Source organism: Agreia sp. VKM Ac-1783 (assembly GCF_900177765.1).
Lineage (GTDB): Bacteria > Actinomycetota > Actinomycetes > Actinomycetales > Microbacteriaceae > Agreia.
In genome coordinates, this window is sequence record NZ_FXWI01000001.1 from 566590 (window position 1) to 587580 (window position 20991).

A 20991-nucleotide genomic window follows, 5' to 3' on the forward strand; every position below is an offset into this window, starting at 1 on the left:
AAGCCAAATCCGGGTGAACAAGTATCGGATCAGTCGTCGCGACGACCGATTCTGTTGATCGCGCTCTCCGTGGTCATCGCAGCCGAGGCCGCTCTCGCGACGGGCGTCACCGTCTGGCTCGTCGTCGAACTGCTCACCGCGACCCCCGATTCGTTCGCATCGGCCGTGGTCATCCTGCTTCTCGCCGCGGGGCTCGCGTGCGCCCTGTGGGCGATGGTCGTCGGCCTGCTGCGCACGCAGAGCTGGGTGCGCGGTGCGGCCCTGACGTGGCAACTCCTGCAGATCGCCGTCGCGATCGGATGCTTTCAGGGCGTTTTCGCCGTTCCGTCGCTCGGGTGGGCGCTGCTGGCTCCGGCGGTCGTGGCCATCCTCCTGCTCCTGAGTCCTCCCGTGGTGGCGGCGACGCGCAGGCTCTCCTAGCCATCTCCCGCAGCACTCGTCAGGAGCGCAGGATGGAGGTCATCTTCTTTCCTCGTCCGACTTCGTCGACCAACTTGTCCATGTAGCGGATCTTCTGCATGAGGGGATCGTCGATCTCTTCGACGCGGATTCCGCAGATGACGCCGGTGATGAGCGAGGCGTTGGGGTTGAATGCCGGGGCGTCGTCGAAAAACTGCTCGAGGGTCACCTCGTCGGCAATGATCTTCTCGAGTTCGACCTGGCTGTAGCCCGTCAGCCAGCGGATCACCAGGTCGACATCAGCCGGGTTCTGGCCCTTGCGCTCGGCTTTGGCCACGTAGTGCGGGTAGATGCTCGCGAAACTCGTGGTGAAGATGCGATGCCGCTCCATGGCTCGGCTCCCTTCTGCTCAGCTGTCGATGCCCAGCTTCTTGCGAAGCGAGGCGACGTGACCGGTCGCCTTGACGTTGTAGAGGGCGAGGGTGATGACGCCGTTCTCGTCGAGCACGAAGGTCGAGCGGATGACGCCGGTGACGGTCTTGCCGTAGAGGGACTTCTCGCCCCAGGTGGCGTACGCCTCGTGCACTGTCTTGTCGGGGTCGGAGAGCAGAGGGAAGGTGAGATTCTGGCTCTCTTTGAACGCCGCGAGCTTGGCGGGCTTGTCTCGTGAGACACCGAGTACCTGGTAGCCGGCGCTCGCGAGCGAGTTGAGGTTGTCGCGGAAGTCGCACGCCTGCGTGGTGCATCCGGGGGTGTCGGCCTCGGGGTAGAAGTAGACGATCGTCTTCTTGCCGCGGTAGTCGCTGAGTGACACTTCGGCGCCATCCTGGTCGAGGAGGGTGAACTCGGGGGCAGGTGTACCCGCGGTCAGGCGCGAAACGGTGTCGGTCATGGTTCTCCTCAGTATCGAAGCGTCGCACGACGCTCATATCTCATGGTAGTGTTTTCCCTCGGCGCCGCAGTTTCGCGCCAAGGCACCTCTAGCTCAATTGGCAGAGCAACTGACTCTTAATCAGTGGGTTCCGGGTTCAAGTCCCGGGGGGTGCACCGAGGGCCCGGAATCGTGATGATTACCGGGCCATTCTTCTTTTTCCAGACGCTCAGGCGCTCGTGCGCTCGTGCGCTCAGATCTCCGGCCACGAAAAAGCCCGAGGCCGCGGAGGCCTCGGGCTTTCTCGTCGTGATGCCGGCGCGTGCGCCGTCTAGGTCAGTCCCACTTCACGACCGGGTTGTCAGACGCCATGTCGACGGAGGGCTTTCCGAGTGACGGGGCGAAGTAGATCGAGCAGCGCCCGGTCGCTCCATCTTTCGTGCAGTCGGCCGTGACAGACGGCGAACCGATGTACTCGCCCTCGACCAGCGTGGGATTGTCGTAGCTAGGCGTGGCCTTCATCGAGTCGATCGTGGCGTTCGCGTCAGCGCTGAGGCTTCGAGTGATCGTGCCATCGGTCAGCTGCGTGCCATCGCTGATTGTGGAGGGGATGTCGATGCCACAGCCTGCCGTCAAGGTCGTCGACGCGATGCAGGCGTCGACCGCTGCCCGCACGAGGCTGTGGAACTGCTGCAGCGCCTCGTCGGTCAGAGCGGGCTTGATCTCGGTCGTGTCGGCCGACGAGTACGACTCCGTGATGGTCACCGTGGTCGGCCCCGTGAGCGTGAAGTTCTTTAGCGTCGTGGCCAGCTCGTAAGTTCCGGGAAAGACGTCGACCTGTTCGGCATCGACGGCCACGCCGTTGATCGTCAGACCGAGCCCGTCGAACGAGCGTGTGTAGATCGAGCCCGTGCCGCCGCTGATCTCCCACTTTCCGTCGCGGTCGTAGTCGGACGCGCTGAACGTCGTTGTGACTGGCTCGCCATTCAAGAGATACGACGCCGTCACGTCGTCCGAGCTGCTCTTGCCGTCTGACTTGGGAACCTTGATCTTGGTGATCGGGCCGAGCTTGTTCGACGCTTCGAGGGCTTCGTCGGTGAGCAGGGTGGAGTCGCTGGGCGGCGAGCTGAGGTAGCTGAGCGCGGTCTTGGCATCGCTCTCGGAGATGGCGGTGAGGTACCCCTTCACCGCGTCCGACGCCGAGGAGGCTTCGGCCGCAGGCCCCTTGTCGCCGCCCCCGCCTCCGGGCGTACCTCCGATGCGGGAGACACCGAAGCCGACAGCGATGACGAGGAGTACGACAAGCACGATCGCACCGCCGACGATGCCGATGATTGCGCCGGTTCCGAGCTTGCCCTTCGGCTTGTTCGGAGGCGTGTACCCCCCGGCGGGCTGGGGCTGTGAGCCGTACTGCGGCGACCCATAGGGCGCACCTCCAGGCTGAGGAGCCGCGGCATACTGAGGCGGCTGCGGCGAGGCCGAGGGCTGAGGCGCGTACGGCGCGGCCGGTGCTTGGGGAGCATACGGCGCCTGGGATGCGGGCGGTGCCGGGGGCGCAGGCGGTGCCGGCGGTGCGGAGGGCGCCTGGGGAACAGACGGCGCCTGTGGCACAGACGGCGCCTGTGGCTCAGAGGGCATCCGCGGTGCGGGAGGCATCTGCGGTGCGGGAGGCTGCTCCGACGCGGGCGGAGTCTGCGGGGTCACCGGTGCGTCTGGCTCGGCTGCGGCACCGGGGAAGGCGGGCAACGGCTTCGAGCCGTGCTGGTCTGGTGCCTTGTCGTCGTTGTCGCTCATGGGGTCCTTCTCGTTCGGGGGGTATCGGCTCTACCCAGTGTGGCGTGTCACGAAGTCGATTGCGACGCTCAGCGCGGCAAGTCCTTCGGGTCGGTCGAGGTCGAATTGGTATTCGTGCGGCAGCGCGGGTGTGAGATCGCGGGGCCAGAACAGCCGCGTCACATCGACGCCGAGAGACTCGAGGCGATCAGCGAACGGTTTCGCTTGGGCATCGGTGAGCGGATCGCCGTTGCCTCCGCTGATGAGGGTAGGAGGATAGGCCGACGTCGCCCGGTGCATCGTCGACATCTCCGCCAGAACGGGCGACGTGGCGAAGCCCGGACCACCCACGTATGCGCGCAGTGCCGTGCGGTTGCCCCATCCGATGATGCCCGTCGAGTGCAGAAGGCCAGCCATCTCGTAGATGCCGCAATGAAGAATCACACCGCGCAGTCTGCTGGCCTCCAGGCCGGGCCGGATGCCGAGCTCTGCCGCGTACGCCGGGTCGGTGATCGCCGCCGCCAGCTGGCTGGAGAGCTGGGCGCCCGCGGAATCACCGGCGAGCACGATGCGATCCGCGTCGATGTGCAGCTCAGCGGCGTGAGCGACGATATAGGCGTGCGCATCGTTCAACTGGTGAAGCGCCCCCGGGTACCGGCTGGCAGGCCCGCGCGTGTAGTCGAGGCTCACGACAGTGAACCCCGCTGCGGCCAGCAACTCGAAATACGGCGCCGCGTTCGCCCGACCGCCGGAGATCCACGCGCCGCCGTGGGTCCAGATCACGGTCGGACGGGGCGCCGTCGTGCCGGCCTGCCAGTAGGCATCCAGCATCGCGTGCGGGTCATGGGGGCGATACCGGATGCCGGTGGCCCGGTCGACGCCGCTGGGCGCGTGGGCCTGGAGAGCCTTCAGAACGCGCGCTCCGTCTTTCTCGAACACGTATCGCACGATCAGCGCCGATGGCCAGGGGCTCCACCTCCACGCGGCGATCGCGGCTGCCGCGACAGCGCCGATCACGACCGCCGCCGTGCCGAGGCGGGCCCCTGTGGGTCGACGAGTCATCGCAGGGCCTTCGTGATCGTGTCGGTGATGATGTCGCGCATGTCGGAGTCGTCGATCGAGGACTCACCGTCGCCCGCCTGCGGCCCGTAGTCGCCGAACGCGGCGTGATTCGCGCCCTCGATCTCGGCGAAGGTCGTGTCGGCGGGAAGGGACGCCTTGTTCGCGTCGATCTTCTCGGGTGTGCTGAGCCCGTCGTCGCTTCCGGATAGAGAGACGACCGTCAGAGCGGAGCCGGACAGGTCGTTCGCGCAGTACGACCCGAAGAGAACGAGCCCCTTCACCTCGGGCGAGTCTGCGTACATGCACGCCTTCACGCCGCCGAGGGAGTGCCCTCCCACGAACCAGTCGGAGACGTCGGGCGCGAGTGAGGTGAAGGCCGATAGCGGTCGCGTCTCGAACAGCCCGAAATTGAGGAACGGGCGCACGATCACGACGGTGTATCCGGCCTCGACGAGGCCCGACAGTTTGTAGGCGTAGGCGACGGGCTCGATCTTTGCGCCCGCGATGAACACCAGGCCCTCGCCGTTCGCTTCGGAGACGGGGGTCATGACGACCGAGTCCCGCGAGTAGTCGAGAGAGATCGCCGGGTCGTCGGCGACCTCGGACAGAGGTTCGCGCTCGGCGGCGGAGGTGACGTTGGCGTACACGAGAAAGCCGCTCGCGCCCACCACGAGGGTGGTGACGACGAGCGCGGCGACGGTGCGCAGCACCGCGCGTCGTCGAGAAGTCATGAGGTCAATTGTGGCCGATCGTGACACGCTTGCACCATGGATCTCGAGGTAGCGCCCGGCCTCACCATTCCAGCCGCCGAGCTCGAGTGGCGATTCTCGCGCTCATCAGGGCCGGGTGGCCAGCACGTCAACACCTCCGACAGCAGAGTGCAGCTGACCTGGAACGTCGGAGATTCCGCTGTGCTCGACGACTCCCAGCGGGAACGACTCACGAGCAGGCTGGGTCGGCGCCTCGTCGCCGGACGGATCACGATCACCGTCTCTGCGCAGCGTTCGCAGCTACGCAATCGCGAGACCGCCCTCGAGCATCTCGGCGAACTCCTGCGCGACGCGCTGGCTCCTCTGGCGCCGCTTCGCAGAGCGACCAAGCCCACGAGAGGCTCGGCGAGACGCCACCTCGCGGGCAAGAAGCGTCGTTCTGAGACCAAGCAGCAGCGTCAGCGGCCCTCAGCAGAGTAGGCGAGCCACTCGGGTCTGGCGCTCAGTTCTCCTCGGTGGTCGGCGGTGAGAAGCGGGCGATGGCATCTGCCGCGCGCACCAGAGCGAGGTGCGAGAGGGCCTGGGGCGTGTTGCCCATCTGTCGGCCAGCGGCAGGATCGTATTCCTCCGACAACAGCCCGACGTCGTTCGTGAACGAGACCAGCCTGTCCATGAGGGTCACCGCATCGGCCAGTCGACCCGTTCCGGCCCATTGCTCTGCCAGCCAGAACGAGCAGGCGAGGAACGGATGCTCGCCGGCCGGCAGCCCGTCGACGTCGCTCTCGGTGCGGTAGCGCATCACCAGCCCGTCGTTCAGGAGGTCGCTCTCGATCGCCTTCACCGTTCCGAGCATGCGCGCATCCGTCGGCGTGCAGAAGCCGGTCTGGGGCAGCAGCAGCAGCGATGCGTCGACCTCGGTGCTGCCGTAGTACTGCGTGTAGGTGCCGCGTTCCGCATCCCACCCGTTCTCTTCGATCTCGGCACGCACGTCGTCGCGCAGCTTCTCCCACCGGTCTGCGGGGCCGTCGAGCCCGAACTCGCGCACACCGCGCACCGCTCGATCGAGAGCCACCCAGATCATCACGCGCGAGTGTGTGAAGTGCTGCAGTTCGCCCCTGATCTCCCAGATGCCGTTGTCGGGCCGAGTCCAGTTCTCTTCGACGAAGCTCATGAGGGCCCTCTGCAGCGGCCAGCTGAACTCGGTCTCCTCCGCGCCCGCGAGGCGTGCCTCGTGCAGCGCCATCATCACCTCGCCGATCACGTCGGCCTGGTACTGCAGTGCCGCCCCGTTTCCGATGCGCACGGGCGATGCACCCTGGTAGCCGGGCAGGCTCGTGATCTCTCGCTCGGGTAGGTCCCGTTCGCCGGCGAGGCCGTACATGATCTGGATGTCTGCGGGGTCGCCCGCGATGGCCCGCAGCAGCCAGTCACGCCAGTTCACGGCCTCTTCTGCGAAGCCGTGCGAGATGAGCACCTGCAGTGTGAGTGAGGCGTCGCGCAGCCAGACGTAGCGGTAGTCCCAGTTGCGTACGCCGCCCTGCGCCTCGGGCAGCGAGGTGGTGGCGGCGGCGACGATGCCGCCGGTGTCCTCGTGGCTGAGGGCTCGCAGAACGAGAAGCGACCGGATGACCTCCGGCCCGTACGGTCCGCCGTGGACGAGCGACTTCGACCAGTCCGCCCACCATGCCTTCGTGGCGACCAGACGCTCATCGACGTCGAGCCGCTGCGGCGGCTGCCTATGTGACGGGTACCAGGTGAGTGAGATGTCGACGTGGCTTCCCTCCCGAACGGCGAACCGGCCCTGATGCCGAGTGTCGACGGCGGTGAGCCGAGGGCCTCGGCGCACCAGGGCATCCGGGCCTGCGATCGCCACGAGCATCGGATGGCCGTTCTCGCTCGACTGCCGCACCCACGGCACGGCCGTCGCGTAACCGAAACGGATCACCAGCTCCTCGAGCATCTCGACGTGCCCCGAGACGCAGCGGACCCGACGGAGAACATCGGCCCGTCGGTCGCCGTGCGGCATGAGATCGGTGACCTCGACGACACCGGTCGGGGTCGTCCAGGTCGTGATCAGAACGAAGGAGTCGCCGTCGTAGACGCGGGTGGCCGTTGCGTCGGGCGAGGTGGGAGCGAGCAGCCAGCGGCCGTGATCCTCATCGCCGAGGAGAGCGCCGAATGTCGAGGGGGAGTCGTAGCGGGGGAGGCACAGCCAATCGATGCTTCCGTCGCGACCGACGAGGGCTGCCGTGTGGCAATCGCTGATCAGGGCATAATCTTCGATGGCCAGGCTCATGACCCCATCCTGGCACCATCAAGCTGTGAGCAGCGCCGACGACTAGCCTGTCTACCATGTCGAAGAAACTGTCATCGTTGATCATTCTCGGGGCGTCGGGAGACCTCACGTCTCGACTGCTTCTGCCCGGTCTGGGCCAGCTGCTCGGCGAGCAGAACGAGCGTCATCTGCAGCTGATCGGAGTGGGAGGCGCCGACTGGAGCGACGACGATTTCAGGAAGGTCGTCGACACGGCTTTCTCTGCCGTCGACTGCACCGGGCCGTCGGGTGAGCACACTCGAACGACGGCCACCTACCTCAAGGCCGACGTCACCGACCCCGCCGTCCTGCAACAGCTCATCGATTTGTGCGAGGTCGCTCCGGCGATCTACTTCGCCCTTCCGCCCGCCGTCGCCGTCGCGGCGTGTGAGGCTCTCGAGAAGGTGAAGCGTCCGGCGGGTCTGACCCTGGCCCTCGAGAAGCCGTTCGGCACCGACGTCGCGAGTGCCGAGGCGTTGAATGCCCAACTCGCCCGCCTGGTGCCCGAGAACCAGATCCACCGCGTCGACCACTTCCTCGGACGCTCGACCGTGTTCAACCTCCTCGGCCTGCGGTTCGCGAACCGCATGTTCGAACCGATCTGGAACGCGGAGCACATCGAGAAGATCGACATCGTCTACGACGAGCAGCTCGGGCTCGAGGGCAGGGCCGGCTACTACGACACCGCCGGTGCGCTCATCGACATGATCCAGAGCCACCTGCTGCAGGTGATGGCCGTTGTCGCGATGGAGCCGCCGTCGACCCTGGGCGCCGACGATTTACGCGACGCGAAAGAGATCGTTCTTCGAGCGACGAGTCTGAACGGCGATGACGCGTCGGCCTCGTCGAGGCGAGCCCGCTATACCGCCGGCGACGTCGACGGCCGCGAGATGCCCGCCTACTCGAAGGAACCCGGGGTCGTCGCGTCACGCAAGACCGAGACGCTCGCCGAGATCACGGTGCAGATCGACACCTGGCGCTGGGTGGGCGTGCCGTTCACTCTCCGCAGCGGCAAGGCGCTCGCGGAGCGCCGCCGCGAGATCGCCGTCACCTTCAAGAAGGCCAACCGCGTGCCGACCGGGCTCACCGGCACCGAGCATCCGAACGTTCTGCGCATCTTTCTCGCGCCCGACAAGATGTCGCTCGAACTCAACGTCAACGGGCCGGGAGACCCGTACGAGCTGGAGAAGACGCAGCTCGAGGCGATGTTCGGCGACGGCCAGCTGCTGGCCTACCGCGAGGTACTCGCCGGCATCCTCGACGGCGACCCGTCGCTCTCGGTCCGCGGCGACTCGGCCGTCGAAGGCTGGCGCATCGTGGCTCCCGTGCTCGATGCGTGGCGTGCCGACGAGGTGCCGCTCGACAGCTACAAGGCGGGCTCCGAGGGCCCGTCGAAGTGGACGCGCATCGGCTAGCGACGGCTCTCTACGCGAGCGACACGTAGCGGCGAGGCTTGCCCTCGCCGAGATCCGCCACCCTCTCGCGGCGTTCGACAGTGACAGGCCGACCGAGCAGCGCCTCGAGCGCTGCGGAGACTCGGCCCGCGTCGCCGCGCGCGATGACGGCCTCGACCCCACCCGTCGCATCCTGTTTCACCGACCAGCCATGAGCGCCGGCGGCCTGCAGCTGCTGCGTGAGATCGACGCAGGCGACACGGGAGCCGTCGTTCGCCAGAAACGTCGTGGCCTCTCGACCCTCGAGCTCGGCGATCGCGAGCCGCCCGTCGACCTCGACGAGCATGCCGAAGTCGCGTGTTCGGTACCGTACGAGCGGCAGCAGGGGGTTCTCACCCGCCGTCACCACGATCTCGCCTCGTTCGCCTTGGGAAACGGGTCGGCCCCGATCGTCGACGATCTCAACGTGTACCCGGCGGTCGAGAATCACGAAGGGTCCGCCGTCGGCGCTGGATGCGATGGGCCGGGTCTCGTGCAGACCGTAGACGTCGATCACGGGGCATCCGTAAGACGCAACGAGGTCGGCCCTCAGGGCCCCGCTGAGGCCCATCGCGCCGGAGAAGATGACGAGCGGATGCAGCACCGCAACGAGCGAGGGGTCGAGCAGTTCAGCGAGGCTGGTGGGGCTGCCGCTGATGGCCTGGGGATTCTGCGCCTCGAGGAACCGCGCTCTCGTCAAACGATCGGGCCACTGCGCGTCGATCAGGTTGAGGCGCGCCATGGTTGCCTGCTCGAACGAACTGATCACCGACGCGTAGGTGAACGCCTGCCTCTGGTGCACCACGTGAGCGAGCGCCATGCGCTCGGGGTCCGGCGTCCACTCGACTCCCTGCTCTGCGGCGAGAGTAACGAGCAGATGGAAGGTTCGCGCTGTGTCCTCGATGTCGTCGGGAATGAGAAGTGCCCGCCCGGTGCTTCCGGAGCTCGACCCGTGCACGGCCTGCTCGAGATCGGCGTCGAGCGGAACGAAGGCCGAGACGTCGTCGACGAGATCGTCGCGGCCGATGAGCGGAAAGTCTTCGAGAGCGACGAGCTCGCCGGCGCGTCGTCGGTAGGCGGGAAGGCGCCGGGCTACATCGAGATGCCGATCGAGCCAGCCGTCGAGGGGCAGCGGAGTGCGCACCCGACGGGCGGCGTCGGCGCTCAGCCTGTCGCCGGTCGCGTGCACCCAGGGCGGGGCGAACGGATGCGTGCGCAACGCCTCGAGGCGCCTGGCGCCCGGCGGTGTCAGGCTCGGCCAGCGCTCGCTGTCGTCGAGCGCTGTCTGGCCACCAGGGGTGTATTCGGCGATAGCGAGCGGATCGTCTGGGCCTTGACTGGCCTGCGCTACGTCGCTCATTCGTGCGTGTACCGCGCGGCGGCCTCCCGAGCGCGCGCCTCCTGTAGTTTGCGCGTGACCTCGAGTCGGTGGGCATGTTCCTCGGCGGCCGCGGCGAGGGCGCCGTTGCGCTGAAGGGAGTCTCTCATCGTCAACAGCGACGAAGCGGTCTCGCGATCCTCGCCCGCCGGTAGCTGGCCCGACCAGAACAAGAACGTGCGCGCGGCCTCGTCGCGTCGCTCTGCGTCGCTGACCCACTCTGCCGGGTCGACCACCGACGCGAGTCGGAAAGCCATCGCGGCCAGCGCTCGAGCCGCATGCTCGCGCGCCAGAGGGGGAGCCAGCGGACCGAGTTCCTCGTCGCCGGCCCACAGCCACAGTGCGATCGCGGCACCGCGCCGAGCGGCCGACGACCCGGTCGCGGCCACCTCGTCGAGCACCGTCACGACGTCTGTCGACTCCTGGCCGCGCCCACGGTCGGATTCGAGAACATCTCCGGCCAGAGCGACGACCCGAACGCGATCGTCGAGGAACGTCTTCGGCACGGCGCCGATCCGACTCGCGACGGCATCGGCTGACGGCCCGGGAACCATCCCCGCCCAGACGGCATCGATGCTCTCGTTCCTTGCCAACCAGCGCTGCAAGAGCGCCTCGGCAGCGGAAGGCGCCGGTGCGGAGGCCGGCCCAGACGTTCCGTGTTGTGCCTTCGATCGATCAGCCACGACGTCCTCCCGGGGTGAGACGCCTGGATGCGCGGGGTTCGGCCAGGCGCCGGGCAAGACGCGCGCAGGCGGCCGGCGCGTCGTCCATGGTGTCGATGTATTCCACGTCGTAACCGGCCGCGGCAGCGGGTTCGGCCATCTGGTGTCTGCGGTCCTCGACGATCAGCGTGCCGCTGTCGAGTACCCGGCGCACCTCGAGGGCTGTTCGGGCGTACTCCTCCTGGCCCGTGCCGAACATCGAGCGCAGCCCGTCGTCGGAGAGCACGACGACGTGCCTCCGGGTGACGGCGCCGTGGCTGCCCTTGTCGCCCCTCGTGTCGCGATAGCGGACGCCGAAGACATCGAGCGGGAAGGTCGTTCCTCCGCCGAAGTAGAAGGTGAGATCCCGCAGCGCCTCGGCGCGATCGCGGGTGAAGCGAGCCCCGCCGGCCACCTGCCCCGGTCCGGAGAAAGAGGTCACCCGCACGCGTCCGCCGCCGCGCAGCACACTCAGGATCAGGATCGTTCCGGCGAGCACGGCGGGGGAGCCGGCTCGTGGCGCCCGCATGGATCCGGAGGAGTCGATGTAGATGTCGAGCCGCACGCTCTCGCGTTGTTCTGGCGGCGCATCCGGCAGTACGGCGCGCAGCCGGGTCGTGACGCCGGGAATGACGGTGGGATTCGTCGACAGCGTCGCCGACCAGTCGAGCGACGCGATCTCGTCATCGATGCTCCACTGCTCGAGGGCTCCGGGAATCGTCTCATCGACAGAGTTCGGGCGTGACGCCGGCTGGGTCAACGGTTTCACCCAGCGCTTGGCGGCGGTGATGTACCAGGCCGCAATCACCTCGTTCGGGTCGGCTGCCGAGTAGAGCTCGAGCGTCTCGGCCACGCCGTAGCCCTGGCCCATGGCGTCAGCGCCCGCGCGAGGAGCGGACGGCTGCATGCCGTTCTCCGCCGGCGGGGCCGCCATGCCGCCCGCCCCGCGGGCCTTGATGACCGCCGGGTGCTCAGGCACCTCGCGCAACCGCGGATCACCGAGCACCTCCTCGAGCTCGCCCGCCGACGGCGGCGCTCCATCCTCCTGACCGGCGCATCCACCGTCGATCGCGCGCCCGGCGCCGCCTGACTGACCGGTCGAGCCGGCCGCTGCTGTGAGATAGGGAGCCAGCAGCATGCCGAAACGCAGGGCGCCGCTCACCGGGTCGTCGCCGAAGGTTCTCACGGTCTCGGCGAGCAGGCCCGCATCGACATCGGGGTTCGTCACCACGAATTCCGCCCACTGCGCCTCGGCGGCTATGCGTGCATCGACCGCGGCTGCGGCTGCCACAGCCTTGGCTCGCTGCGCGTCGGTGTCCGCCGCCTGAGGGGTGGTGGGTGCGGCGCGCTCGACCCGTTTCACCGGCCTGGGCGGCGGTGAGACGGGGCAGAGGAATCCCGCCGGCTTGCTCCACAGAATCTCGTAGGAGCGGAGTACGACCCACCACAGCTGCCCGGTCGGCGGCACCGACGAGAGCACGCCCCACATGCGGATCATCTCGGGGTCGACCCCCGGCATCCCGTCGCGCTGGCGCTGCATGGCCGCGACGCGGACATTGATCAGCATGTCGGACCAGAGGTTCGACAGCATCTGAGCCTTCGCGTCCGGCTCGGGAATGAGGTCGCGTCCGGTCGCAGCGATTGCCCGGGCCATCTGCTGGGCGAGGGCGAACGAGGTGACGCGCGTGCTGGGCGACAGCACGTGATGGCCGATCTCGTGCGCGAAGATCGACTCGTAGAAGGCGCCCACCCCGTTGCGCTCCGCCTCGCTCGGATCGACGACCACCTGAGGGGGAAAGGAGAACCAGGCGAAAGACGGCATGTGCGCCCCGGGTTTCAACTCGGGATCGTGCAGATGAACGCCCCAGAGTGCCTGCGCACTCTCCCAGGCCATACGCTGCCGGTCGTCGAGAGGGTGCTCGCGGCTGCCGAAGAGGGGTGTCATGCGGCCTGCCCCAGAACGAGCCAGGCGAGGTAGGACGTGTCGAAGACGGCGAGTCTGGTCGGCCATGCTCCGGATGCCGGGGGCACCACGGGCCGCGCGGTCTCGCGGTCGGTGCTGGTCTCGGCCCGGCTCAGCCTGGTGCCGAAGATGTCGGCCTCGAGGCGCCAGACTCCTCCGTCGGCGAGGGTGATCAGATAGTCGCCGTCCGACGACATCGGCTCGGCGCTCGCAGGGGGAGCGGTCCAGGGTCCGCCGAGTCCTCGAAAGCCGCCCACGCGAGCGACGACGACCTCTCCAGAGCCACGCGCGGGCCACCCGAACGGGCTCTCGGCCTGGCAGCGCACGAAGTCCGCCAGCTCGCCCGCTTGCAGGCCGAGGGCGCTCGCGAGCACGGCGTCGGCGACGGACCCGCTCTCTAGCGACTCGGTGAGCCGGCCCAGCGCATCCTGTCTCAGATCGAGCACGCCCGAGCGCCACGCGGCCAACGCGGCGAGCGTGAGTACCGTGTGCGGCAGGGGCTGTTCGGTCGTCGATCGGCTGCGGTCGAGGGCGATCGAGGTCGCGAAGAAACGGCTGTACAAGTCGGGGTCGCCGCCCCACGACACGACGTTGTCTGTCGCGAGTCGAGTGTCGAATCCGTCGAGGGCGGCGAGCGGGGGCACCACCGCCGGGCCGAGGGTGTCGTTGACCGCGAGACCCGCGCGTCGGATCATCGTGGTCGGCTCTCGAGCCAGCGCAGGTAGTTGGTGTAGCGCTGGTGCAGATATTTCAACGCGACGAGGTCGTCGAAGTGCCGACCGTAGAGCTTCTTCTGGCGCGAGATCACCTGAATCTGCGACTCGATCGCAGTCAGCCTGCGCGATCCCTCCACCTGGCTCACCCCGTCGAGGCCCTGCGCGAAGGTGGCGAGGAGATCGCCGACGGGGTCGGTCTTGGCGAGCCCGAGTGACGCGAATTGACGACAGGACTGCTCGAAGAGGTCGGCGAGCCAGCTGACCTGGTCGGTGGCGAGCTCGCGGTCGGCTCCGGTCTCGAAACGGGGATGGAGCTCGTTCGGCAACAGTTTGCCGCGAAGCGAGAAAGGCAGCACGGCCGCGACGTCATCGAGGCCGACGGCCGGAACGCCTCGGAAGTAGGCCATCGCCTTGGCATAGGTGATGAGGGACTGCAGGGCGCGGGCCGACAGACTGTTCGTCGTCTGCGCTCCTATGTCGACCTGCAGATCGGCGCCCGTGTTGCTGTCGATCACCTCACCGACCTGGCCACCTCCGGTCATCACGGTGTCTTTGGTGCGGTACTCGAAGCGTCGACCGCCGTGCTGGACGAACTCGAATTGGCTCGCGAAGAACTCGAGCTGTCGACGAACCGTCTGCGGAACGGGGACGGCCCGAATGGCCGCAGCCAGCGCCTGCTGCTCGGCGGGCGCGAAGACGAGTTCAGAAGGGACGTTCTCTTCGGGCTTCTCGCCCGCCTCGACCCGGGTGACGAGCTCATCGAAGAAGCGGCTGTTGAAGCCGAGAGCCGCCACGGTCACGTCGACCCGGTCTTTGAGAGCTTGGATGACGGGGAACGTTCCGCCGCCGGCATCGTCGTTGGCCGTGAAGAACCAGCTCTCGACGCCGGATTCCGGTGCCGTCGAGAGCATCTGGTCGTAGCTCTCGACGTAGCCTTCCGCCACCATGGTGAGGAGGGCCGACTGGGTCTTGGTCGGAATCCGGTTGTATTCGTCGATGATCTTGACGGGTCTGGTGAGCCAGCCGCGCCAGGCGATCTCGATCTCGGGAAGGCTGGCGGCGTTCACGAGGTCGCGGGGGAGCGGCATCCCCACGAGATCGCTGACGGTGAGCTGCGGCTGGCCCTGCTGCACGCTGCGGCGAACGTCTTGCGGCGTGCTGCCCGCGATCACTCCCATCAGCACCGCGAGTGTCGTCTTGCCGCGCCCCGGGCCGCCTACCAGCAGGCACTTGCCGCCCAGGGCGAACGTGAGCAGAGGCAGCAGAACGTTCGACGAATACGACTGGTCGGTCGGCAGATGCAGTTCGGCGCCTGCGTCGCCCAGCGGAAAGCTCAACGGAGCGTCGAAGGAGAACTCGATGTCGTAGAACGGCGAGATGACGGCCGTGTTGACCAGCCAGTAGTAGACCTGGCGCAGCTTCTCGTCGAGCGCGACGCTCGATTGCGGCGCCTGCTGCCTGAACAGGTCTTCTGCGGTGAGCCCCGGGAGAGAAACCCCTGCGCCGGTTCGCGTGGGAGAGGCCGAGATCTTGTTCCAGCGATTGGGCATGATCTCAGTCTAGGAACGCGTCCGCAGCAGGAGTGGTACCTGGGGCCCATGTCTGCGTGGCGGAGATGGCTCTTTCTGAGGACGCTCCGGCAGGCGGCGGGCTGCCATGGTGTGGAGGTTCGTACCTCTGACGCGAGAAAGACCACCCCCACATGATGCTGCTTACCCGCCTGAGCCTCGCCAATCGCGCGATCGTCGCTCTCCTCAGCCTGTTGATCGTCGGAGTCGGATTGTGGGCGACATCGACGATGAAGCAGGAGCTGCTGCCGGCGATCGAGCAGCCCACAGCGGTCGTCGTCGTCACCAAGGCCGGGGCCTCGCCGGCGACGCTCGACAAGCAGGTCGTCGTTCCCCTCGCACAGGCGCTGGAGGCCGTGAGCGGAGTCGACGACGTCACATCGACGACGTCGAATGGATCGGCACAGGTCACGGTGACCTGGGCGTTCGGAGGCGACGGCAGCAAGATCATCGCCGACGTGGACGCGGTCACCAAGACGGCGCTCGCCTCCGCTCCGAGCGGCGTGACCTCCACCGTCATCGACGGCAGCACCGGTGACATCCCCGTGCTCGCGCTCGGTCTCACGAGTGACGACAGCATCGAGACCTTCGCGGAGCGCGTCGATTCGATTCTCGTTCCCGCGATCAAGAAGGTGCCCGGCGTGCGCGGCGTCGAGGTGGCTGGCCGCACCCAGGAGCGCGTTCTGGTCACCCTCGATCCCGCGGCACTCGTCGCCTTCAAGATCGATCAGGCCACCGTCGGCGCTCTTCTTCGAACGGCGGGCACCGTCGTGCCGGCCGGCACCAGCGTGGAGGGCGAGCAATCGCTCGCGATCGAGGTGGGTCAGGAGAACGCGACGCTCGCCGATATCGCGTCGATGCCCATCCCTGCGCTCGCGGGCCCCGTGCTGCTGTCGCAAGTGGCCGCGGTCGCGCTGGTTCCGGTAGATCAGAGCTCGCTCTCGCGCGTGGATGGCCGGCCCTCTATCGGACTGACCATAACGAAGACGCCCGACGCGAATGCCGTGCAGGTCTCCCACGCGGTGGCCGCCGTCGTTGCGGCTCAGGTCGCCGACCTCGGAACCGCCAGCGCCAGCCACACGATCTTCGATCAGTCGACCATGGTCGAGAAGTCGATCCACGATCTCTCTGTCGAGGGCGGTCTCGGACTGCTCTTCGCCATCCTCATCATTCTCGTCTTCCTGCTGTCGCCGCGGGCCACGATCATCACGGCGATCTCCATTCCCCTGTCTCTGCTCATCGCGATCATCGGTCTGCGCCTCGGAGGCTTGTCTCTCAACATCTTCACCCTTGCCGCTCTCACGGTTGCGGTGGGTCGCGTGGTCGACGACTCGATCGTCGTGATCGAGAACATCGTTCGGCGACGAGGCGACACCGGCCTCACTCCGGATGGCGTGCGCGCCTCTGTGGCCCAGGTCGCGGGCGCGGTCACGGCGTCGACGCTCACGACGGTGGCGGTGTTCCTGCCAGTCGCGTTCGTCGGCGGCATAGCCGGCGAACTGTTCCGACCGTTCGCTGTGACCGTCGCGGTAGCGCTCCTCGCCTCGCTCATCGTGTCGCTCACCATCGTTCCGGTGCTCGCGTACTGGTTCTTGCGTAAACCGAAGGCGTCGGCGCAGCGTGACGAGCATGCGGCGCCCGCGCCGGTGGCCGAACACGTCGAAGCGACGACCCGGATGCAGCGCGCCTATCTGCCGGCGCTCGCCTTCGCGCTGCGCCGCCCCATCTTGATGGTGGTCGTCGCCGTGCTGGTCTTCGGGGGCAGTCTCGTGGGCGCCGGCTCGCTCAAGACCGACCTGCTCGGGGGATTCTCGGATGCTCGGGCGGTGCAGGTGCAGCAGAAGATGCCTGTGACAGCGACTCTCGCCTCGGGCGACGTCGTTGCGGCCGGCCTCGAGAAGTCGATCTCGTCTGTGTCTGAGGTGGAGTCGTACCAGACGACCGTGGGCATGCAGGGCGCCCCGGTGCGGCTCGATCTCGTACTCACGGCGGACGCGGACCCCGAGGCGGCGATGCGCGCGATCCGCAAGGCCGTCGACGACCTTCCCCGTGCCGAGGACATCACGGTTCAGGCACAGGCGACCCAGACCACGAGTTCCACGATCGACGTGCTCGTGAAGGGAAACAACGAGGTCGACCTGGCGGCCGCGGCCACGTCTATCTCCGAGCGTCTGGGCACGCTCGACAAAGTGAGTGCGGTGACCACCGATCTGGCGGGCGATCAGCCGCTGCTCAAGGTGGCCGTCGACCAGAGTGCCGCAGCGGCACAGGGCTTCACCACGGCCGAGGTCGGGGCGGCGATCGCAGCCGCGGTCGAAGGCGAACGATTGGGCACGGTCAGCGTCGATGGTGTGACACACGACCTCGTGCTTCGCTCCCAACAGACCGACACGACCCCCGCTGCCATAGGTGCTCTCCCTCTGCCGGTTTCGGCGGTCCAGCAGCAGCGTGCGCAGAAGACCGCCACAGACGCTGCCACTCAGGAGCAGGAGAACGCCGCGGCCGCCGCGCGGGCGGAAGCAAATCGACAGGCAGCCAATCAGGTGTCCGAGCTCGTCGCATCCAGGGCGAAGGCGGTCGCGGACGTGGCGGCCTTGCGCGGGCAACTGGCGAGCCTCATCGCCAACCCGCCGCCGGCAGACCCGGCGCCGGTGACAGCGGGCGAGCTGGCGGCTGTTCCCTATGAGCAGCTCGTGGTGCAACTCAGTGCGGCCATCGACGGTGCCGCCTCCGGCATCGACGGTCTCGACGAGCAGATCAAGACCGCGCGAAAGGCCATCGCCGACGGCCAGGTGCAGCAGGCCGAGACGGAACGCCTGGCGCAGCTGCAGCGCGACATCGAGAATGTGCGCGCGACACCGCTCCTGGTGAGCGACCTCGCGGCGGTCGAGGTCGTCAACGCTCCCTCGACCATCACGCGAAGCAATGGCGAGCGCGTCGTGACCGTCTCCGTCACGCCGAAGGCGGGAGACCTCGGGGGTGCTACAGAAGCGATCAACGCTGCCGTCGCGACGATCGACCTGCCCGATGGTGTGAGCCTCGACCAGGGCGGCGCAGCAGAGGATCAATCCGCGTCGTTCATGCAGCTCGGGCTGGCCATGGTGGTCGCCCTCGCTCTGGTCTACATCGTGCTGGTCGCAACATTCCGTTCGCTGCTGCAGCCCCTGCTGCTGCTCGTATCGGTTCCCCTCGCGGCGACGGGCGCCATCGTCGGCCTGCTCGTCACGGGAACACCCCTCGGTATTCCGGCTCTGATAGGCATGCTGATGCTCATCGGAATCGTGGTCACCAACGCCATCGTGCTCATCGACCTGATCAACGAATACCGGCGTGAGGGCGCGAGTATCGACGATTCGGTAACGCACGGATCGCGGCTCCGGCTGCGCCCGATCATCATGACGGCATGCGCCACGGTGTTCGCGTTGCTGCCGATGGCTCTCGGGCTCACAGGCGGCGGCGCTTTCATCTCGAAATCTCTCGCCATCGTGGTGATCGGCGGACTCCTCTCGTCGACCGTGCTGACTCTGCTCGTCGTTCCGGCGATCTACGTTCTGCAGCACCGTGGGGCGGAGCGCCGGAAGGCCAGACGCGACCACACGTCGGAGCGGGTCGCGACCGATCAGGCCGCCGTTCTCGCCGGGGAGGCGACGGTCGAGAAGGAGCCGGCCGGCGAAGGTGATCGTGGGAGAATGACGACGTGACCCTGCCCATGAGCGAGGCCGATCGCGACGGTTCGGCGGCCCGTCGGCGCCGGGTGCGTACGCGCCCGGTCGACGTGCTCATCGCCCTGAGCTGGGTGCTGCTGGCTTGTTTCAGTGTGGCGGTGAGCTCGACCATGCAGGTCGTCGCCCCCGCGGTCCTGGTGCTTCTGGTCGCTGCGGGGCTCGTCTTCTTCCGCCGAAGCCGCCCCGTTCTGTCGTTCGCCATCAGCTTTCTCGCGACCCTCCCGCTCGCCCTCTTCGACCCGACGCTGGGAACCCTCGCCGTCGGGTACTCCGTATACGCCATCTCTGTGTACGACGCACCGCGTCGGGCTTGGGCCTGCGCGTCGCTGTCGGCCGGGGTGATTCTGGCCGTGGCGGTTCTCTCGCCGTTCGACATCCTGCCCGGAACCGATCCAGCGCTCGGCACAGGCCTCGCGGGCGTTGTCGCGTATGTGGTGACGGGCTTCCTCATCCTCCTCGTCGCGCTGCTCTGGGGTCAGAACTCGGGCTCCAGAAAGCGTTACGTCGATGGCCTCCTCGAGCGCGCGCATCATCTCGAGCGCGAGCACGATCAGCAGGTGCAGCTCGCGGCGCTCGCCGAACGCTCGCGCATCGCCAGAGACGTTCACGACATCGTTGCTCATTCGCTCTCGGTGATCGTACGTCTGGGCGACGGAGCCAGCGCTGTAGTCGAACAGGAACCGCGGCGCGCCCGAGAGGCGATCGATCAGGTGGGAGGGGTGGCTCGATCGGCGCTCGGAGAGATGCGGAGGGTGATCAGCGTTCTCGAATCGTCGCCGCAGAGCGCCTCGTTGTCGGTGGGTGCGAGCCGTGAAGACCTGGAACGCCTCGTCGAGGTGTACCGCGGGGTCGGCGTTCCCGTGAGCCTCACGGTTCGTGGAGAGACTCCCGCACAGTCGGGAGTGCAGATGACCGTGTTCCGCGTCGTGCAGGAGGCGTTGACAAACGTCTTGCGGCACACGGAGAGCCCGTCGCTGGCCAGCGTCGTCGTGGAGACAGGCCGCGATGTCGTCGTGACGGTGAGAAACGACGGGCGAATCCACCACGAGCAACGCAGCGACTCGGTGGGCCGAGGTCTGGTCGGGATGCGCGAGCGAGCCGCACTGTACGGAGGCACCCTGACGGCGGGCCCCGATGGTGACGGCTCGTGGCTGGTGAGGCTCGTTCTGCCCGGTGCCGGCGCATGAGCCGCATCCGGGTGCTCATCGCCGACGACCAGCCTCTGATCCGCAAGGGGCTCGCAATGGTGCTGGGAGCGACCGACGACATCGAGGTGGTCGGAGAGGCGAGCCACGGTGGCGAGGCGGTGTCGCTGGCGGCGACGACGGTTCCCGATATCGTGCTGATGGATGTTCAGATGCCCCGCATGGACGGCATCGAGGCGACGCGCCGCATCACGTCGGCCGGGCCTGCGACCCGCGTCATCGTGCTCACGACATTCGATGTGGACGCGTACGCCTTCGGCGGGCTGGATGCGGGCGCAAGCGGATTCCTCCTGAAGGACTCGTCGAGCGAAGACATCCTCGCCGCCGTGCGGGCGGTCGCGATCGGTGACGCCGTGCTCTCGCCGCGAATAACGGCGGAACTCGTGCGGCGTTACGAGGCCCTGAGCTCTCGTGCCGGAGACGCCACGACGCTTCTCGCAGAGAACACACGGCAGGCTGCGCTCGATCGACTGAGTGCACTCACCGATCGAGAACGTGACATTTTCGACGCCGTCGTGCGCGGCCTTTCTAACGCGGAGATCGCCCAGGAGCTCTGGCTGTCCGAGTCGACCGTGAAGACCCACGTCGGCCGGGTGCTGCAGAAGCTGGAACTCCGTGATCGTGTGCAGGCGGTCGTGTTCGCGTTTCGAAACGAGGTTGCCTCGTAGCGCCTCGCGTGAACGGTCGAGCTACGCCGCGCGCACCGGTCCGACCAGCGTCGTGGTGCGCGGCGCGGCATCCGTGACGGCCTTGGCGAGCTCGGCGGGAACGTCGACGGTGTTGATGGGGGCGAGAGGCGTGCGCGACGCCGGGGTCTCTGCGACGCGGAAGACTCCATGGCTCGTCAGAGTCGAGACGATGTCGCGGGCTACCGACGCGGCGAGCACGGTGTGGAAGATGTCGTCGGTGTCGGTCGAACTGCGCCGCGTGATGGCGAACGAACCGTACGGTCCGAAGTTCTCCATGAGGGTCTGGTTCACCAGCTCGGAGAGGCGCTGCTGGTTCGCCTCGTCTTGCCGTTCTGCCTTTGCGCGTCGTCGCCATCCGAGCATTTGTCACACCTTCCACCACGGTCGTAAGAGCAGTGTGCGCCGTGCCGCTTCAGATGGTCTGCAGACACGCCGCGATCCCGCCCAATAGGCGGGATCGCGGGTGATTCTCGGGCGTGTCGAA

General features: G+C 67.5%; 18 protein-coding genes and 1 tRNA gene. 7 read left to right on the plus strand and 12 right to left on the minus strand.

The window, feature by feature from the left end; translation table 11 throughout:
* The first annotated feature begins 54 nt into the window (after positions 1-54).
* On the plus strand, positions 55-420 hold the full coding sequence (locus CCK87_RS02650) for a hypothetical protein (RefSeq protein WP_249273672.1): 366 nt from the start codon (positions 55-57) through the stop codon (positions 418-420).
* Between the two features lie 19 nt (positions 421-439).
* Here the strand turns inward: CCK87_RS02650 and CCK87_RS02655 are convergent, their stop codons facing one another.
* Positions 440-790 carry a DUF2200 domain-containing protein gene (locus CCK87_RS02655; RefSeq protein WP_086459937.1) on the minus strand — a complete coding sequence of 117 codons (351 nt, stop codon included), beginning with the start codon at positions 788-790 and terminating at the stop codon, positions 440-442.
* An 18-nt stretch (positions 791-808) separates the two neighbouring features.
* Positions 809-1291, minus strand: a complete 483-nt coding sequence (gene bcp / locus CCK87_RS02660) for a thioredoxin-dependent thiol peroxidase (protein ID WP_086459938.1) — start codon at positions 1289-1291, stop codon at positions 809-811.
* Between the two features lie 82 nt (positions 1292-1373).
* On the opposite strand from bcp, the gene CCK87_RS02665 reads away from it, so the two are divergent.
* Positions 1374-1446, plus strand: a tRNA-Lys gene (locus CCK87_RS02665).
* 160 nt (positions 1447-1606) lie between these two features.
* Here CCK87_RS02665 and CCK87_RS02670 read toward each other — a convergent pair.
* The 3 genes from CCK87_RS02670 to CCK87_RS02680 are packed head-to-tail and all read right to left on the minus strand — an operon-like array spanning position 1607 to position 4836.
* Positions 1607-3064, minus strand: coding sequence for a hypothetical protein (locus CCK87_RS02670; protein WP_086459939.1), 1458 nt, complete (start codon positions 3062-3064; stop codon positions 1607-1609).
* Between the two features lie 30 nt (positions 3065-3094).
* The gene (locus CCK87_RS02675) at positions 3095-4105 is read right to left on the minus strand and encodes an alpha/beta hydrolase (protein ID WP_086459940.1); all 1011 of its coding nucleotides are present in this window, start codon (positions 4103-4105) and stop codon (positions 3095-3097) included.
* Entirely contained in the window at positions 4102-4836 is a 735-nt protein-coding gene (locus CCK87_RS02680; protein WP_086459941.1) for an alpha/beta hydrolase, read from the minus strand. The genes CCK87_RS02675 and CCK87_RS02680 overlap by 4 nt, the downstream gene beginning before the upstream one ends.
* A 36-nt stretch (positions 4837-4872) precedes the next feature.
* Between CCK87_RS02680 and arfB the strand changes: the two genes are divergently transcribed.
* Positions 4873-5295 carry an alternative ribosome rescue aminoacyl-tRNA hydrolase ArfB gene (arfB, locus tag CCK87_RS02685; RefSeq protein WP_086459942.1) on the plus strand — a complete coding sequence of 141 codons (423 nt, stop codon included), beginning with the start codon at positions 4873-4875 and terminating at the stop codon, positions 5293-5295.
* 22 nt (positions 5296-5317) lie between these two features.
* Here the strand turns inward: arfB and CCK87_RS02690 are convergent, their stop codons facing one another.
* Positions 5318-7111 carry a glycoside hydrolase family 15 protein gene (locus CCK87_RS02690; RefSeq protein ID WP_086459943.1) on the minus strand — a complete coding sequence of 598 codons (1794 nt, stop codon included), beginning with the start codon at positions 7109-7111 and terminating at the stop codon, positions 5318-5320.
* A gap of 56 nt (positions 7112-7167) precedes the next feature.
* Between CCK87_RS02690 and CCK87_RS02695 the strand changes: the two genes are divergently transcribed.
* Complete coding sequence (locus tag CCK87_RS02695) at positions 7168-8544, plus strand: glucose-6-phosphate dehydrogenase (RefSeq protein ID WP_170927118.1); 1377 nt, start codon at positions 7168-7170, stop codon at positions 8542-8544.
* A 10-nt stretch (positions 8545-8554) separates the two neighbouring features.
* Here the strand turns inward: CCK87_RS02695 and CCK87_RS02700 are convergent, their stop codons facing one another.
* The 5 genes from CCK87_RS02700 to CCK87_RS02720 are packed head-to-tail and all read right to left on the minus strand — an operon-like array spanning position 8555 to position 14870.
* A complete protein-coding gene (locus CCK87_RS02700) occupies positions 8555-9922 on the minus strand; it encodes an AMP-binding protein (protein WP_086459945.1) in 1368 nt (455 codons plus the stop codon).
* Positions 9919-10623, minus strand: coding sequence for a phosphohydrolase (locus tag CCK87_RS02705; RefSeq protein WP_140162749.1), 705 nt, complete (start codon positions 10621-10623; stop codon positions 9919-9921). The genes CCK87_RS02700 and CCK87_RS02705 overlap by 4 nt, the downstream gene beginning before the upstream one ends.
* On the minus strand, positions 10616-12586 hold the full coding sequence (locus CCK87_RS02710) for a VWA domain-containing protein (RefSeq protein WP_086459947.1): 1971 nt from the start codon (positions 12584-12586) through the stop codon (positions 10616-10618). Before CCK87_RS02710 ends, CCK87_RS02705 begins: the two co-directional genes overlap by 8 nt.
* Positions 12583-13299: a hypothetical protein gene (locus CCK87_RS02715; RefSeq protein WP_086459948.1), complete on the minus strand. Its 717-nt coding sequence runs from the start codon at positions 13297-13299 to the stop codon at positions 12583-12585. Before CCK87_RS02715 ends, CCK87_RS02710 begins: the two co-directional genes overlap by 4 nt.
* On the minus strand, positions 13296-14870 hold the full coding sequence (locus CCK87_RS02720) for a MoxR family ATPase (protein ID WP_086459949.1): 1575 nt from the start codon (positions 14868-14870) through the stop codon (positions 13296-13298). Before CCK87_RS02720 ends, CCK87_RS02715 begins: the two co-directional genes overlap by 4 nt.
* A gap of 152 nt (positions 14871-15022) precedes the next feature.
* On the opposite strand from CCK87_RS02720, the gene CCK87_RS18520 reads away from it, so the two are divergent.
* From CCK87_RS18520 to CCK87_RS02735, 3 genes are read left to right on the plus strand one after another with little or no spacing between them, the layout of a single operon-like run.
* Entirely contained in the window at positions 15023-18589 is a 3567-nt protein-coding gene (locus tag CCK87_RS18520) for an efflux RND transporter permease subunit (protein WP_086459950.1), read from the plus strand.
* The gene (locus CCK87_RS02730) at positions 18586-19800 is read left to right on the plus strand and encodes a histidine kinase (RefSeq protein WP_140162750.1); all 1215 of its coding nucleotides are present in this window, start codon (positions 18586-18588) and stop codon (positions 19798-19800) included. The genes CCK87_RS18520 and CCK87_RS02730 overlap by 4 nt, the downstream gene beginning before the upstream one ends.
* Positions 19797-20486 carry a response regulator transcription factor gene (locus CCK87_RS02735; protein ID WP_086459952.1) on the plus strand — a complete coding sequence of 230 codons (690 nt, stop codon included), beginning with the start codon at positions 19797-19799 and terminating at the stop codon, positions 20484-20486. The genes CCK87_RS02730 and CCK87_RS02735 overlap by 4 nt, the downstream gene beginning before the upstream one ends.
* 21 nt (positions 20487-20507) lie before the next feature.
* Here the strand turns inward: CCK87_RS02735 and CCK87_RS02740 are convergent, their stop codons facing one another.
* The gene (locus CCK87_RS02740) at positions 20508-20870 is read right to left on the minus strand and encodes a hypothetical protein (protein ID WP_085482286.1); all 363 of its coding nucleotides are present in this window, start codon (positions 20868-20870) and stop codon (positions 20508-20510) included.
* Positions 20871-20991 lie beyond the last annotated feature (121 nt).